The 13683-nt window shown below is 61.6% G+C and carries 11 protein-coding genes; 2 read left to right on the top strand and 9 right to left on the bottom strand.

Annotated elements, in window-relative coordinates; genetic code table 11:
- Positions 1-504: 504 nt before the first annotated feature.
- Positions 505-1635, top strand: coding sequence for a DUF418 domain-containing protein (locus tag HMPREF2787_RS03015; protein WP_246824176.1), 1131 nt, complete (start codon positions 505-507; stop codon positions 1633-1635).
- Positions 1636-1638: 3 nt separating this feature from the next.
- Here the strand turns inward: HMPREF2787_RS03015 and topA are convergent, their stop codons facing one another.
- Entirely contained in the window at positions 1639-4599 is a 2961-nt protein-coding gene (gene topA, locus HMPREF2787_RS03010; protein ID WP_070858349.1) for a type I DNA topoisomerase, read from the bottom strand.
- A gap of 678 nt (positions 4600-5277) precedes the next feature.
- The gene (locus HMPREF2787_RS03005; protein WP_005511370.1) at positions 5278-5481 is read right to left on the bottom strand and encodes a cold-shock protein; all 204 of its coding nucleotides are present in this window, start codon (positions 5479-5481) and stop codon (positions 5278-5280) included.
- Between the two features lie 316 nt (positions 5482-5797).
- On the opposite strand from HMPREF2787_RS03005, the gene HMPREF2787_RS03000 reads away from it, so the two are divergent.
- Entirely contained in the window at positions 5798-8134 is a 2337-nt protein-coding gene (locus HMPREF2787_RS03000; protein ID WP_070858348.1) for a DEAD/DEAH box helicase, read from the top strand.
- Here the strand turns inward: HMPREF2787_RS03000 and HMPREF2787_RS02995 are convergent.
- The 7 genes from HMPREF2787_RS02995 to HMPREF2787_RS02965 form a co-directional block, all read right to left on the bottom strand.
- Entirely contained in the window at positions 8118-8483 is a 366-nt protein-coding gene (locus HMPREF2787_RS02995) for an Rv3654c family TadE-like protein (protein WP_070858347.1), read from the bottom strand. The two genes, HMPREF2787_RS03000 and HMPREF2787_RS02995, sit on opposite strands and share 17 nt — an antisense overlap.
- Positions 8480-8833, bottom strand: coding sequence for a TadE family type IV pilus minor pilin (locus tag HMPREF2787_RS02990; protein ID WP_070858346.1), 354 nt, complete (start codon positions 8831-8833; stop codon positions 8480-8482). The genes HMPREF2787_RS02995 and HMPREF2787_RS02990 overlap by 4 nt, the downstream gene beginning before the upstream one ends.
- Positions 8826-9098 (bottom strand): DUF4244 domain-containing protein, encoded by a 273-nt coding sequence (locus HMPREF2787_RS02985; protein WP_070858345.1) that lies wholly within the window; start codon positions 9096-9098, stop codon positions 8826-8828. Before HMPREF2787_RS02985 ends, HMPREF2787_RS02990 begins: the two co-directional genes overlap by 8 nt.
- A 176-nt stretch (positions 9099-9274) precedes the next feature.
- Positions 9275-9928, bottom strand: coding sequence for a type II secretion system F family protein (locus HMPREF2787_RS02980; protein ID WP_070603590.1), 654 nt, complete (start codon positions 9926-9928; stop codon positions 9275-9277).
- Entirely contained in the window at positions 9925-10815 is an 891-nt protein-coding gene (locus tag HMPREF2787_RS02975) for a type II secretion system F family protein (protein ID WP_070603591.1), read from the bottom strand. Before HMPREF2787_RS02975 ends, HMPREF2787_RS02980 begins: the two co-directional genes overlap by 4 nt.
- Positions 10816-10869: 54 nt before the next feature.
- Positions 10870-12015, bottom strand: coding sequence for a TadA family conjugal transfer-associated ATPase (locus HMPREF2787_RS02970; RefSeq protein WP_070642808.1), 1146 nt, complete (start codon positions 12013-12015; stop codon positions 10870-10872).
- Complete coding sequence (locus tag HMPREF2787_RS02965) at positions 12008-13405, bottom strand: CpaE-like family protein (RefSeq protein WP_246824174.1); 1398 nt, start codon at positions 13403-13405, stop codon at positions 12008-12010. The genes HMPREF2787_RS02970 and HMPREF2787_RS02965 overlap by 8 nt, the downstream gene beginning before the upstream one ends.
- Positions 13406-13683: the final 278 nt, after the last annotated feature.

Genomic DNA, 13683 nt, shown 5'->3' with positions numbered 1-13683 from the left:
ATTTCTCAGTCCAACTAATGGGGAGCAGTTCATTACATCCCGGCGCTCCTTAGTTTGATTGACATACGGGTCATTTGGCTTCTTGGTCTGTGGAGATACCATAGCTAACTTCCTTACTGCACCGTAATTGGCGCGGTTAGTGAGATTATTCTGCGGGGCGCTTGGAGCTGCAGCCAAACCCCAACACATCGTTATTCGATGTATCGATTTTCGATACTATATCGCTTTTCGATATGCCGCAAGGCTCCTGCAACAATCGCCGTCCGCCGCCAACCTGCGCACCCACCCGCAGTTCCTTTACGTTGGAGGAATGACTGACAACCGACCCAGTTCTAACACCGACCCCAGACCCCGCATGCTCGTCCCCGATGCTGCGCGCGGATTCGCCCTCCTCGGCATCGCGATCGCGAACATTGCCACCGCCCCTGGCTGGTTGCAGATCCCGAACTGCCCGCAGCATTCTTCGGCGGCGTCATAAGCGACAGCATCGCCGACAAGGCCACCGTGCTGTTTACCGCAGTGACCGCGCATAACCGCGGGCTGCCGATGTTCGCAACGCTGCTCGGCTTCGGTGTGGGACTCATCGTCCGCAGTTTGGCCAGGAGGAACTTTCCAATCTCGCGGGCGCGGGTGGTCGTCGTAAAGCGTTATGCGTTCCTGGGGCTGTTCGGCATCGCGCACATGCTGTTTCTGTTCTTTGGCGACATCATGTTTCTCTACGGCATCTGCGGCATCATCCTGGGGCTGCTTATGGGCCTCAGCAACAAGGTGCTGACGATTCTCGCGTGGATTGCGCTGACGATCAACGCTGCAGTGAGCCTGCTGTTTTTGGTATTCACAATTGCGATGCCCGACACCGGGCTCTCCGGCTCCGACATGAGCGAGTTCGTCAACGGCGGCGCGATTGAAACGAGTTACCTGGATATGCTCGGCGCGAATCTCGAGGTCCTGACAATGAGCATCACTACCCTGCCGCTGCAGCTGTTCCTCTACCTGCCGGTGATGATGATTGGCTTCGTGTGGGCTCGCAAGGGCGTGCTTGACGACGTTGACGCGCACCGCCCCCTGCTTATTCGGTGGCTCGTGGTGGCTGTGGTCGTGGCTTTCGGTGTCGGCATCCCTATGGGGTTGGCAGCGATTGGAGTTCTTCCAGCCGGACAGCACATGGCCTTCTTGGTAATTAATAACTTTGCCGGAGTGTTCGCCGGTCCTGGCATCCTAGCCGGGCTGGCGTTAGCACTGCAGCCGCTCCAGCGACGCCTGAACGAGGGCGCCGCTGTACCTGGTTGGCTGGTGCCGATTGTGGCACTCGGTAAGCGTTCGATGACGGGCTACCTGATGCAGTCGGTGATCTTCTTTGTGCTGGTGTACCCGTTTACTCTGAACACCCCGCGCGACATGGGTGCATTTGTGCAAACACTCATCGCTATTGGTGTCTGGCTGGTGACGTTGTTGGCCGCGTGGGCGATGGAGCGTCGCGGCATGCAGGGTCCGTTTGAGAAGGTGCATCGCCGGCTGTCGTACGGGCCGACGATGCGGGCAGAGTTGGCCGGGGTCGGCGGCCCCAAGCCTGCTCCGCAGGATGCGCCGGGTGCGCCGGGTACGCCGAGCGCGGCGGGCGCGGCGGCCCCTTAAGCCCTACTTGCCCCGGCGGGTCGCCTTCACCACTCGCTTGGTGGTGCGCTTGACCGCCTTCCTGGTGGTCTTCTTCGCAGCCTTCTTTGTGGTCTTGCGAGTCGACTTCTTGGCAGCCTTCTTGGTGCCGCCATCGGCGGCTTCCTTCGCGCGACGCTCAGACAGCAGCTCACAGGCGCGGGCATCAGTCAGCGTCTCAGGGGTATCCCCCTTGCGCAACGAAGCATTGGTGACGCCATCGGTGACGTACGGACCGAAACGGCCATCCTTCACCGACATCGGACGACCGGAGACATCGTTGTCGCCCAGCTGCTTCAGCGGCGGCTTCGCAGCAGCACGACCGCGGCGCTTCGGCTCAGCATAGATGCGACGAGCCTCATCCAAAGTCACGGTAAAGATCTGCTCTTCGTTGGCCAGTGAACGCGAGTCGGTGCCCTTCTTCAGGTACGGACCGTAACGGCCATTCTGAGCGGTAATAACCTCGTTATCGACCGGATCGACACCGACCTCGCGCGGCAGGCTCATCAGCTTCAGAGCCTCTTCCAGCGTGACAGTCGACGGCTCCATGGAGGAAAACAGCGAGGCCGTCTTCGGCTTCAGAGTTTCCTCGATGATTTCCGCGGTGCGCTTTTCCTTCTGCTTGGCGGCGGTCTTGGTTTCCCAGTTCTTCTTCCGCTTGCCCTCGGCAGCGCGCTGAGCGTCCTCTTCGGCGCGCTCAGCTGCGATAATCTCCTCAGCCTTGGCTACGACACCTTCGCGCTCTTCGTCTGTGACCAGCTCGGTGACGTAGGGGCCGTAGCGGCCATCACGAGCGACAATCATGCGACCATTGGCCGGGTTAATGCCCAGCTCACGTCCGCCCTGCGGCATCGCCAGCAGCTTCTCGGCAGCGGCCAGATCCAGCTCGTCCGGAGTCATGGCCTCCGGGATGTTGGCGCGCTGCACCTCATCGGCACCGTTTTCACCGGCACCCGGGCGCGTACGCTCCAGGTACGGCCCATAGCGGCCAACGCGAACGATGATTGGGTTGCCCTCGGCATCGTCGAAAAGGTGGAGCGAATTGACCTTCCGAGCATCAATCGATTCCAAGTTCACATCGATGATGTTCTTCAGACCACCGTGGGTCGCAATAGCGTCGGCTCCCTTGTGGCGGTGATCCTTGTCATCGCCGAAGTAGAAACCGGTCAGCCAGGTCGTGCGATCCTTATTGCCTGCAGCAATGCCGTCGAGCTCATCCTCCAACTCGGAGGTGAAGTCGTAGTTGACCAAATCGGAGAACGCTTCCTCCATCAGCCCCACCACGGCAAAGGCCACCCACGAGGGCACCAGAGCGTTGCCGCGGGAGTAGACGTAGCCGCGATCCTGAATGGTCTTGATAATCGACGCGTAGGTCGACGGACGCCCAATTCCCAGGTCCTCCATCTTCTTCACCAAGCTGGCTTCAGTGAAGCGCGCAGGCGGGTTAGTGGAGTGACTGTCGGCACTGAAGTCCGTGGCCGTCAGGCCCTGGCCTTCCGTCAACTGTGGCAGACGCTTCTCGGCGTTGTCGGCGACCTTGCGACCGTCGGAAAGCGCGGAGACCTCGACGTATGCCTTGAGGAAGCCCGGGAAGCGAATCGTGCGTCCGGTGGAGGCGAACTCGACGGCGTGCGTGTCGGTAGCACCGGCGATGGTGACCTTCATGGACGTGCCGCGTGCGTCGGCCATCTGCGAGGCGACGGTGCGCTGCCAGATTAGTTCGTAGAGTTTGAACTCCTCGGCATCCAGCGAGCCAGCCAGCTGCCCTGGCGTTGCGAACGTCTCGCCCGCCGGGCGAATCGCCTCGTGCGCTTCCTGCGAGTTCTTCACCTTGCGCGAGTACTGGCGCGGCGCATCGGCGACGTACTCCGAGCCGTAGAGCTCCAGCGCCTGCTTACGCGCGGCGTCGATGCCGGCCTTGGACAGTGTCGTGGAGTCAGTACGCATGTAGGTAATGTGACCGTTTTCGTACAGACGCTGCGCCACACGCATCGTGCGCTCAGAGGTGTAATGCAGCTTGCGGCCGGCCTCCTGCTGCAGCGTGGACGTCATAAACGGCGGGTACGGGCGGCGCGTGTACGGCTTCTCCTCCACCGACGCGACCTTGAGCTCGGAGCCCACGAGGTCCGCCGCCAGAGTTTCGGCGAGCTGCTTATCGACGACCCGAATGCCCTCAGACTTCTTCAGCTGGCCACGGTCATCGAAGTCGCGGCCCTGCGCTACGCGCTGACCATCAACGCTGGTCAGGGTTGCGACGAATTCCTTCGGCTGGTTGGCATCGGCAGAAGCCGAACCGGTGTCCAGAGTTGCGGCGACGTCCCAGTACTCAGCGGAGATAAACGCCATGCGCTCGCGCTCACGCTCGACGATGACGCGCGTTGCCACCGACTGCACACGGCCTGCCGACAGGCGCGGCATGACCTTCTTCCACAGCACCGGGGAGACCTCGTAGCCGTAAAGACGGTCGAGGATACGGCGACCTTCCTGGGCATCAACCAGGTTCTGGTCCAGCTCACGAGTGTTGGCCGCGGCCTCCAAGATGGCCTGCTTGGTGATCTCATGGAACACCATGCGGCGCACCGGCACCTTGGGCTTCAGAACCTCCAGCAAGTGCCAGGCAATAGCCTCGCCCTCACGGTCGGGGTCAGTTGCGAGATAGAGTTCGTCGACTTCCTTGAGCTTGGCCTTCAGGTCGGCGACTTTCTTCTTCTTATCAGCGCTGACGACATATAACGGAGCGAATCCGTTGTCGACATTCACACCCAGACGAGCCCAGGGTTCCTTCTTGTAACGAGCCGGAACGTCGGCTGCGCCACGGGGCAAGTCGCGAATGTGGCCCACCGACGCCTCCACGATGTAATCATCGCCGAGATACGGCTGAATCTTGCGAGCTTTCGTCGCCGACTCGACAATTACAAGGCGCTTGAGGCCGTCTGAATTCGCCATAGAAGTTTTTCTATCCTGCAACGTTGAATGTTTTTGACTGTTTAGATTCTTGTTTTCGTTTAAATCTTGGGGTTCTTGGCCGGACTCTGGCTGGGCTTCAGCTGTGAGAGGCCCGCAATCGGTTCCAACCGGTTCCGATCAGTGCAAATCAGTTCCCGGCCGCGTTCTCCCCGGAAGATTATCTGGAAAGAATATGAAGAATATAAGGAATACCGTACACACAATCTAGTTTGTCGCGTGGATTCCTCAAGTATCGGGCGGATTTTGGGTGTGACTGAAGGGGCTGCTGTGGGGGATCCCGGTGGCCGGCAGTTGCCGACCCGACGGCTGCTGTGCGGCTGGCCATGATTATCCCAGTGGCTGTCAGTGGCTGGCCACGACAGGCCGCAGCGGGCGCAGCGGCCGCGTGATCGCGGGCTGCAAATGTGAAACTGTATGAGTTTATGACACTTTCAAGCCATTTTTCGGGCCATTTTTGTCATAAACGTAGTCAGTAACTCGGAACGAACCACTGCCCTCCAGAAACACAAAAATCCCACGCAGAAATTACTTTCCACGTGGGAGAATCAAGGCTCACCCCATAAACACAACATGAACCTTGAAAAAGCCAAAAATTCCGCGAGCAAAATTGAACAAAAGCCCAGTTCAGAACCGAACTCAGCCCCGAACTACTAAGCTTTACAGAGGCTTCACGTCCAGAGCCTGCGGGCCCTTCTGGCCTTCACCAATCTCGAACTCGACTGCCTGGTTCTCTTCCAGCGTCTTGAAACCAGTGCCCTGGATCTCGGAGTAGTGAACAAACACGTCGTTGCCACCGTCAGCTGGGGCGATAAACCCGAAGCCCTTCTCCGAGTTGAACCACTTCACAGTACCCTGTGCCATTACAAAACTTCCCAACTTCAGGATTCGATAAAACAAGTATTCGCCACACACATTTGGCCACTCACAATGGGGCGACCACGACCCGAACACCCTTTCCACCTCATGCGGGCTTTTGCTGGGTGCCCTTTGGCGGGCGATACACTCAAAAAGTCTGCCACGTTTGGGGCGCAAGCGCCGATTAGGAACAGCTCCTTGCCACCCCCGTAAACCCGCGTTCGGGGCCCGGAGAAACTGGGTTGTCGAAAGGCGAAAATGTGGCTGGCAGGAAGCGTCGTCAAGCATATGAAGTGCGCGTTTATAGGAAAGGGCGGTGTCGGTGGAGTCATTTGGACGGGAGCTGCTGGGGCCGGTTATTCGTGCGCATCCGCGGGCGACGGTGACGCACATTGCGGATCTTCCTGCACGCGCTGGTGTGACCGCACCTTGGCCTGAATGGGTGCCGGAATGGCTGAAAGAAGTGCTGGTAGATCGCGGAATTGAGAACCTGTGGACTCATCAGGCGACAACCGCGAACCTCGCCCGCGAGGGCGTGCACTGCGTCGTCGCGACAGGCACAGCGTCGGGTAAATCGCTCGGTTATCTGCTGCCCGTGCTCACAGAACTGTCCGCCACCCCCGCGGCCACCGCGCTGTACCTCTCCCCGACCAAGGCACTGGGCGCCGATCAGCTGGACACGGCACGCGCGATGGCACCGGCGTCGCTGAGCTCGCTGATTTCGCTTTACGACGGCGACACCCCGCAAGACGCCCGGCGCGCGATTCGCGACCATGCCCGTTGGGTGTTTACCAACCCCGATATGCTGCATGTTTCGGTCCTCGGCAATCATGTTCGGTGGACGCGGATGCTGCGCAACCTGCGCTATATCGTCGTCGACGAATGCCATGCCTATCGAGGCGTATTCGGCGCCAACGTCTCCCAAATTCTGCGTCGCCTTCTGCGGCTGTCCCGGGAGTATGGCGCCTCGCCGACCGTGATTTTTGCCTCTGCGACGACCAACGACCCTGCTGACCAGGCTCGTCGCCTCATCGGCGAGCCTGTCGAGGCCGTCACCGAAGACGGCGCCCCGGTCGGTGAGCGGACTATCGCCCTGTGGGAACCCGGCCTGCTCCCCGACCTCCAAGGCGAGAACGGTGCCCCCGTGCGCCGCCCCGCCCCGACCGAGGCCGCAGATATCATGGCCGACCTGCTTGTCGAGGGCGCCCGCACCCTGACCTTCACCCGTTCGCGAAGCAGTGCCGAGAAGGTAGCGCTCGGCGTGCGCGAGCGCCTGGAGAAGCGCCGCCGCAGCGATATCGCTGAGCGCATCGAGTCTTACCGCGCCGGCTACCTGGCCGAAGAACGCCGCGACATCGAGCGCATGCTCGATGACGGCAACCTGCTAGGTGTCGCCACCACCAATGCCCTGGAGCTGGGCATTGACGTCGGTGGCCTCGACGCGGTGGTACAGGCCGGTTTCCCGGGCACGGTCGCTTCATTCTGGCAGCAGGCCGGCCGCGCGGGTCGTCGTGGTCAGGGCGCACTGGTGGTGTTGGTGGCTCGCGATGACCCCATGGACACGTACTTGGTCCACAACCCGTCCGCACTGCTGGGCAGGCCGGTGGAAAAGACCGTCTTCGATCCCCGCAACCCGCATGTGGTGTGGTCACACCTCTACTGCGCGGCTGTGGAGAAACCCGTCACCACCAGCCAGCTTCAGACATGGGGAACCATGCCCGTAGCCGAAGACATGGTGTCCGCAGGCTGGTTGCGCAAGCGCACCTGGGAAGGACAAGAACCCGTCTACTACCCGACCGACCGCGATGAGGGACCGCGCATTGCCACTGCCCACGATGCCGTGAACGTCCGTGGCGGCGATGGTCAGGAAGTGGCTATCGTCGACCAGACCGATGGCCGACTGCTTGGCACCATCGATCTTGGCCGTGCGATGCAGCAGGTCCACGACGGTGCCGTCTACTTGCACCGCGGCGAGTCCTACCTTGTCGACCAGCTGGACTTCGACAGCCTCGTCGCCCTGGTCCACCCCGAGCAGCCGCGCTATTCCACCAGCTCGCGCATGGACACCACCATCCGCATTCTGGACGTTGACGATATGCGCCACTACCAGGGCCTACAGGTCGCTTCCTGCCAGGTCGAGGTCTTTCACCAGGTCACCTCCTATCTTCGTCGCCTGGATACCGGCGAGATTCTCGACAGTGTTGAACTTGACTACCCTCCGCAGCGTTTGGTCACGCGCGCCGTGGCCTACACAATGCCCGAGTCCACCCTGCGCTCCTGGGGCGTGGGCTCCGACATCGCGCCGGGGGCTCTTCACGCAGCCGAGCACGCGGCTATCGGCATGCTGCCACTGATTGCCACCTGCGACCGCTGGGACATCGGCGGTGTTTCCACGGTCATGCACGCCGATACCCAGCAGCCCACCGTTTTTGTGTACGACGGGCACCCTGGTGGTGCGGGGTTTGCCGACCGTGGCTACGAGGCCTTCGCTCAGTGGATTCGCGCGACCCGCGATGCCGTCGCCGCCTGCGAGTGCGAATCCGGCTGCCCATCGTGCATCCAGTCGCCCAAGTGCGGCAATGGCAACGATCCGCTGGACAAGGCCGGCGCAATCAAGGTGCTCAGTGGGGTGTCGCGCGCGCTTAACGACGGCCAGTAGCAGCATCCTCCACCGCTACCGGCCCTGCTCTGGACATGGCTTTTCTCTCCTTTCGTTGGACGCTGACCTGCACGTCCTCCCCATCAATCTCGCAGGCCACAAGGCGTGCGTGGTTAGCTTTTGCGATTGACCCCGCAGCTTTGCAAGCATCGTCGCTCTCTTGCGCAGCCACAGCGCCGGCCACCGCGGCCAGATCCGCTGCTACCGCTGCCTGCCGCGCCTGCACCACCCTCACCCCGGCCGTAACTCCGACCAAAGTCAGAACGACGAAAGCGGCGATGAACAGTGCGGCTGCGACTGTGGTGGAACCTTCTTCTTCGCGAAGAAGGCGGGCTGTCACGTTTCTCATGACGATGCCGTTCTTTCCCGCAGTGCAACCGCGCGTGCTTCCAGCGAAAATGGCCCCGCTGAGCGCCGAATGGTCACGCGCACGGTACCGGAGGTTTCCGATATCGCGACCTGCCCATCTGCGTCGGCGCGGAGCTCGGCTGCTGTCTCCGCATCGCCCCGTGCCTCAGCCCGTGCGATGGCTCCGGCTGCGTCGGTAAGCCCTAGGTACATTGCGATGGTGACCAGCCCGGACAGAGCCGTGGCCATGACCGTGACCAGTGCCGCGAGACCGAAAGCGGTTTCTACTGTGGTTTGGCCTTCGTCGCCGACGCACAGGCGATGAAGCGTAGAGCGGATGCGGCTAGACATCGGTGTTGAGCGCCCTTTCGATGATGTCGGTGAGCGCCTGGGTGATATCGCCGCCGGTCACGACGGTGTAGAGCAGGGCTCCGAAAGCGGCGGCAGCGATCGTTCCGAGAGCATATTCCACGGTTGACATGCCGTTTTCCTCAGTTGCCAGAGCGTGCAGACGCTTGTGCAAATACGAGCGCAGCTGGGACTGCGCAGCGGTCAGCGGATTGGTTGGACGGTTGGTTGGACGGTTGGCTGGATGGTTGGAGTTTTGAGTGGTCATGAGTGTTTCCCCCTATGTGGATGTCGAGTGACAGGTCAGTTGTGAGGTGTGGTGCGTGTTGGATTGCGGCGCGGCAGGCGGCCCGCGCGCCCGAGCGAAGCCACAGCTGAGAGCGCAACCAGCACTACATTCGGCGCGTGCCAGCGCGCGAGGCTTGGCGCAGAAGTGTCCACGCTTCATGACGGCATCAGTCCTGCAAACATTTCGTCGGCAAGCCCAGCGATGGTGGGCACCAACCCCAGCACCACAAACGCGGGTAGAAAGCACAATGCCAGCGGCCCGGCAATGAGGACACCTGCCTTTTCGGCGACGGCTTGCGCCGCATCGTGCGCTTGACTGCGGTACGTGGCAGCGGTGTCTTCCAATGCCTGCGCCAGAACGGTGCCGGATTCGCTTGCGCGGCGCCCAGCTGTCGCCAGGGGTACGAGCGCGGGTGTGGCAGCAAGGCTGTCCCAAGCTGAGTGCGCGCCCACGGACAACCTGGCGGAACACTGTCGAAGTGGCTCGGCCAGCTCAGGGTCTGCACCATCGGCGGCTGCCGCCATGGCCTGTGACAACGGCATGCCAGAGCTCAAACAAGCGCCAATGATGTCGAGGGCTGCTGCGGCATCGAGCAGCACAACCGGGCTGATGCGCTCACCGCCAATGACAGTTCGCGCACGTTCCCGCACCTGTGCGACAATTTGCGACACCCGATTGGCCACCTGCCGGCGTACGCTTCCCCGCGCGCGAGCATCCGACTCGGCTACCAATTCGGGCAGTCGGCTGCGGACGGGATTGAACGTCGGCAAGCAGAGGTAGACGGCGATGAGAAGTGCGGCGGCGATCACTGTCCGGCCTCCGCGCGATCGATGATGGCGACGGCCCATTCGATGCCCGCGCACACCAGCCCGACACCGATGACCAGCACGATTCCTCCGATGCCGCGACTGAGGAACTCGAATGGGGACGCTCCGAACGCTTGCCCCATGACCAAACCGAACACCGGCAGTGATGCCAAAATGGCAATCGTCATGCGTGGTCCCGCCAGCGCGGCAGACGTCTGTGAGCGATGCGCCTGACGAGCCTGCAAATCACCCCGCGCGCAGTCCAGCAACCCAGCCAAGCTCAGACCGTGTTGCTGCGCCACCGTCCACATACGCCCAATCCGGCGCAGTTGCTCCGAAGATTCTTCGCTCTCCCACGGGTCGGCGAAGTTCGCGCGATGCGCCGCGTGCGCGAGATGGTCAGCCAACACAGTCTCATCCCCTGACCTGCGCAATTCCGCCGCTGTCGCGTTGAGCGCTCGTGATGCCGCCGCACCTGCGCGCAGCTGCGCGGTCAAGGTTTCCAGCGCTACCGCAGCGCTGTCCGCTTCCCGACGTTCGCAGCGCCTCTCCCCCACAGCGTGCACTACTGCCCCTGCGGTGCGGCCCAGCAACAGCCCGGCTATGACACCTGGAATCCCGGCGAGCCACAACAACACGAGCGCCGGGCCTGCAACGATGAGGATTGATAGCCCTGTAGTTCGATTCGCACTGCCAGTGGTTGCTGCACTCGACCCCGTGGAACCAGCACCAAGTCCAACCATGCGCTGCAACCACTTCAGCCCGCCGGACACCTCGCGGGCACGGCCTGCCAGTGCTCGCGAGCGCACCGCCGCCGAGCTGTCCGGCCAGATAGCGACTGCTGCAGCCGCGCCCCCAATGAGCATCGCCACGCTAAATCCCTCCCCCATAGCTGTTAACCTCCCCGTCTAATCCCCTGGCTTTTCCTCTGGTCATTCCACCGGTTATTCCCCGCCGACCAGCAACTTCTGCAACGCTTCCCAACCCGGCCCAGGCCCATCCCGAGCAGTCCAGACCTCCACAACCTCCGGTGGGTTACCCCTCAGCAGCCCGATCTGAGCCAGCCGGCGAACATCAGCGCGTTCGACCACCAACACCACCTGCACCGCCGAGACCAACTGCGCATGCAGCCCGGCGCGACCAAGGCCACCGATCAGCCCCAGGGCCTCAAAGCGCGCGACGACATCCCCGATGCGGTTGGCGTGAATTGTTCCCGCCCCACCGCGATGCCCCGTGTTCAACGCTGCCAGCAGATCCACCACTTCGGCGCCTCGAATCTCCCCGACGACAATGCGGTCGGGACGCATGCGCAGCGCCTGCTTCAGCAACTCCTGCTGCCCAATCGCACCGGCACCCTCCAGGTTGGCGGCCCTGGTCACCAGCTTCACCACATGCGGATGCTGAGGTTGCAACTCCGGAGTGTCCTCGATACACACAATGCGCTGGTCAGGATTAACTTCTGAGAGCATCGCCGCCAATAGCGTGGTCTTTCCCGCACCCGTGCCTCCGGCAACAATAAATGACAGCTGTCCCGCCACGATTCCCCGGAGCACCGGCAGAATCTCTGGTGGAAATAGCCCGACATCGCATAGCTCCGCAAGTCCGCGACGAGCCGGACGCAGCACCCGCAGGCTAATCTGAGTGCCGGTCGCCGACGGTGGTGAAAGCACCGCATGAACTCGCACACCACAGCCGCCGACACCGCCAGGAATATGGCCGTCGGCCCAGGGTTGCGCGTCGTCAAGCCTTCGTCCACACCGCGAAGCGAGCCGCACCGCATACGCGCGCACCTCGCCCTCGTCCGCGAAGGAAATCTCGGCGCGCTCCAGTCCGTTGCCGGCGTCGACCCAGACCTCGCCCGGCGCGGTGACCAGCACATCGCTGACACCCGGGCGTCGCAACAGCGCATCCAACACACCCGCGCCCACCGTTTCCTCGCGAATCGTGCGCAGAATCTCCAGCACCTTCACATCGGAGACAACCCCCGAGGTCTCTGCGCGAATGATGTCGGCGACCTCGCTATGCGATGCCACCCCAGGCCGCTCCGCAAGCGCCGTCCGCACCGCCGCCAACAGCCTGACGTCATCCATCGCCACCACCGCCGACAAGGGCAAACATCGCTTCCAATCCCCGCGTCAGCTTGCCGACGGCCCCAGCGAGCCCGCCCACATCTATCTCGTGAGCTACCTTCTTGCAGTACTCAATCTCACCAACAATAGGCAGGTCGAGAGCGTATTCCACCTCTTCGACACTGATATCGCGGTACTGCTGGTACCTCACTGCAAGATTTGGGGTGAACCCCGCTTGTGCACAGATGCTCGCCAAGGGGCCAGCGGCTGCGATGGCTCGAACGGAGGTGGGCAGGACTATGACGGTGTCATCGGCAAGCGCGCCGAGAGTGGTGACGTACTCCACCTGCTTCGGGCAGTCCACGATGACCGTAATTCCGGCATGAATAAGGCAACTAATGGTGCTGGCAATGTGCCGGACATCGTCGGGCCTGTCGATTCTGTCGGTTCTGTCGGCGCTGTCGAATTTGTTGTTCGCAGAGGCGTGGTTGTAAGTCGTCTCGGGCGTGCGACTGCGAGTCCACGTCAACACTTTCAGAGCGGGTGATCGCGGGCAGGATGGCAGTGCTTCGTAGAGTGCCGCTCCGTCGAGACGACCATCAGCAGCCGAGAAGTCCTGCCACCTCAATCCCGGTTCCGTTTCCATCCCGAGCACCAGATCAATGCCTCCCGCGAGCACGTCCGCGTCCACCAAACAGATGGGCCTTTCACGGGAAAGAACCAATGCACTTGCTGCCGCCGCGATGGAAGCACCGGCACCGCCGACCGCAGGAACCAACATCAGGCACGTTGCCGTGGCATCGGTTGTAGTTGCCGGCACGTTCGGTACGGGTTCTGTACCTGGCGCTGTAATCACGTCGGTGCTTGCAGGTAACGCTGGGTTCTGATGGTGGTTCAGGAGGCTCGAGCCGTTTTGGTGATCGGTGGGATTCGGAGCATCCGGGCGTACGTCGCCACGGCCGAGCAGCTCGACAATATCGACGTTACCCGCGGGCAAACTAGCACTGTAAACAGGAGCTAAAACCTTCGCTACCTGCGCATCTTCCTCCTCAGTATCACTGCGGACCAGGAAGATTGCTCCCTCACTATGAGGCCGTCCGGCTAATCTTCGGGCTGCCGGTGCATCGACGAACACCGCTGGTGCCCGACGCCACAGGGCCGATGAAACTCCCGCTCCTGTCGATACTGACGATGGGGCTAACGCTGTGGCTAATGCTGGCGGCGAAGCAAATGTTTGTGCGGCCACTGGCGCTGCAGCCACAGGTGGCACGGTCTCCTGCACACAGTCACGACCGGTAGCAGCGACTATGAGCGCAACCTCTTCACGCAGCGCCTCATCATCGACGGCGTTGACTACTGGATTTGTTGGAGCCTCAGTTCGATGAGCCATGGACAGTTTCTTGATTGCCATGGCCATAGCGTGCACTACAGGGCGGATTCAATGACGCCCGCAAGGGGCCAAAACCTCGCTGTCTGTGGATAATTTTCAGACTGTGGATAACTGCAGAACGCCACGTCGCCTTTGCCTTATGCTACTGCGCGACCTGGCTACTGCGCGGCCTGACCAATGCAAGTTAGTGACTACGTTTATGTCAGGTGGCGTTGGGTCGATGCGAGTTAGTGACTGTGTTTATGACAAAAATGGCACGAAAAATGACTTGAAAGTGTCATAAACTCATACAGTTTCAC

It is taken from the genome of Corynebacterium sp. HMSC061H03, from assembly GCF_001838215.1.
GTDB classification, from domain to species: domain Bacteria; phylum Actinomycetota; class Actinomycetes; order Mycobacteriales; family Mycobacteriaceae; genus Corynebacterium; species Corynebacterium jeikeium_D.
The sequence above is the reverse complement of the archived record's forward strand: the minus strand, read 5'-3'. Positions and strand labels throughout refer to the sequence as shown.

What these genes read in the sequence shown, in the direction of transcription:
- HMPREF2787_RS02965 (WP_246824174.1), bottom strand. Translation starts at nt 13,405, where the DNA reads ATGGCAATCAAGAAACTGTCCATGGCTCATCGAACTGAGGCTCCAACA.
- topA (WP_070858349.1), bottom strand. Translation starts at nt 4,599, where the DNA reads ATGGCGAATTCAGACGGCCTCAAGCGCCTTGTAATTGTCGAGTCGGCG.
- HMPREF2787_RS02985 (WP_070858345.1), bottom strand. Translation starts at nt 9,098, where the DNA reads ATGACCACTCAAAACTCCAACCATCCAGCCAACCGTCCAACCAACCGT.
- HMPREF2787_RS02995 (WP_070858347.1), bottom strand. Translation starts at nt 8,483, where the DNA reads ATGAGAAACGTGACAGCCCGCCTTCTTCGCGAAGAAGAAGGTTCCACC.
- HMPREF2787_RS02990 (WP_070858346.1), bottom strand. Translation starts at nt 8,833, where the DNA reads ATGTCTAGCCGCATCCGCTCTACGCTTCATCGCCTGTGCGTCGGCGAC.
- HMPREF2787_RS03005 (WP_005511370.1), bottom strand. Translation starts at nt 5,481, where the DNA reads ATGGCACAGGGTACTGTGAAGTGGTTCAACTCGGAGAAGGGCTTCGGG.
- HMPREF2787_RS02975 (WP_070603591.1), bottom strand. Translation starts at nt 10,815, where the DNA reads ATGGGGGAGGGATTTAGCGTGGCGATGCTCATTGGGGGCGCGGCTGCA.
- HMPREF2787_RS02970 (WP_070642808.1), bottom strand. Translation starts at nt 12,015, where the DNA reads ATGGATGACGTCAGGCTGTTGGCGGCGGTGCGGACGGCGCTTGCGGAG.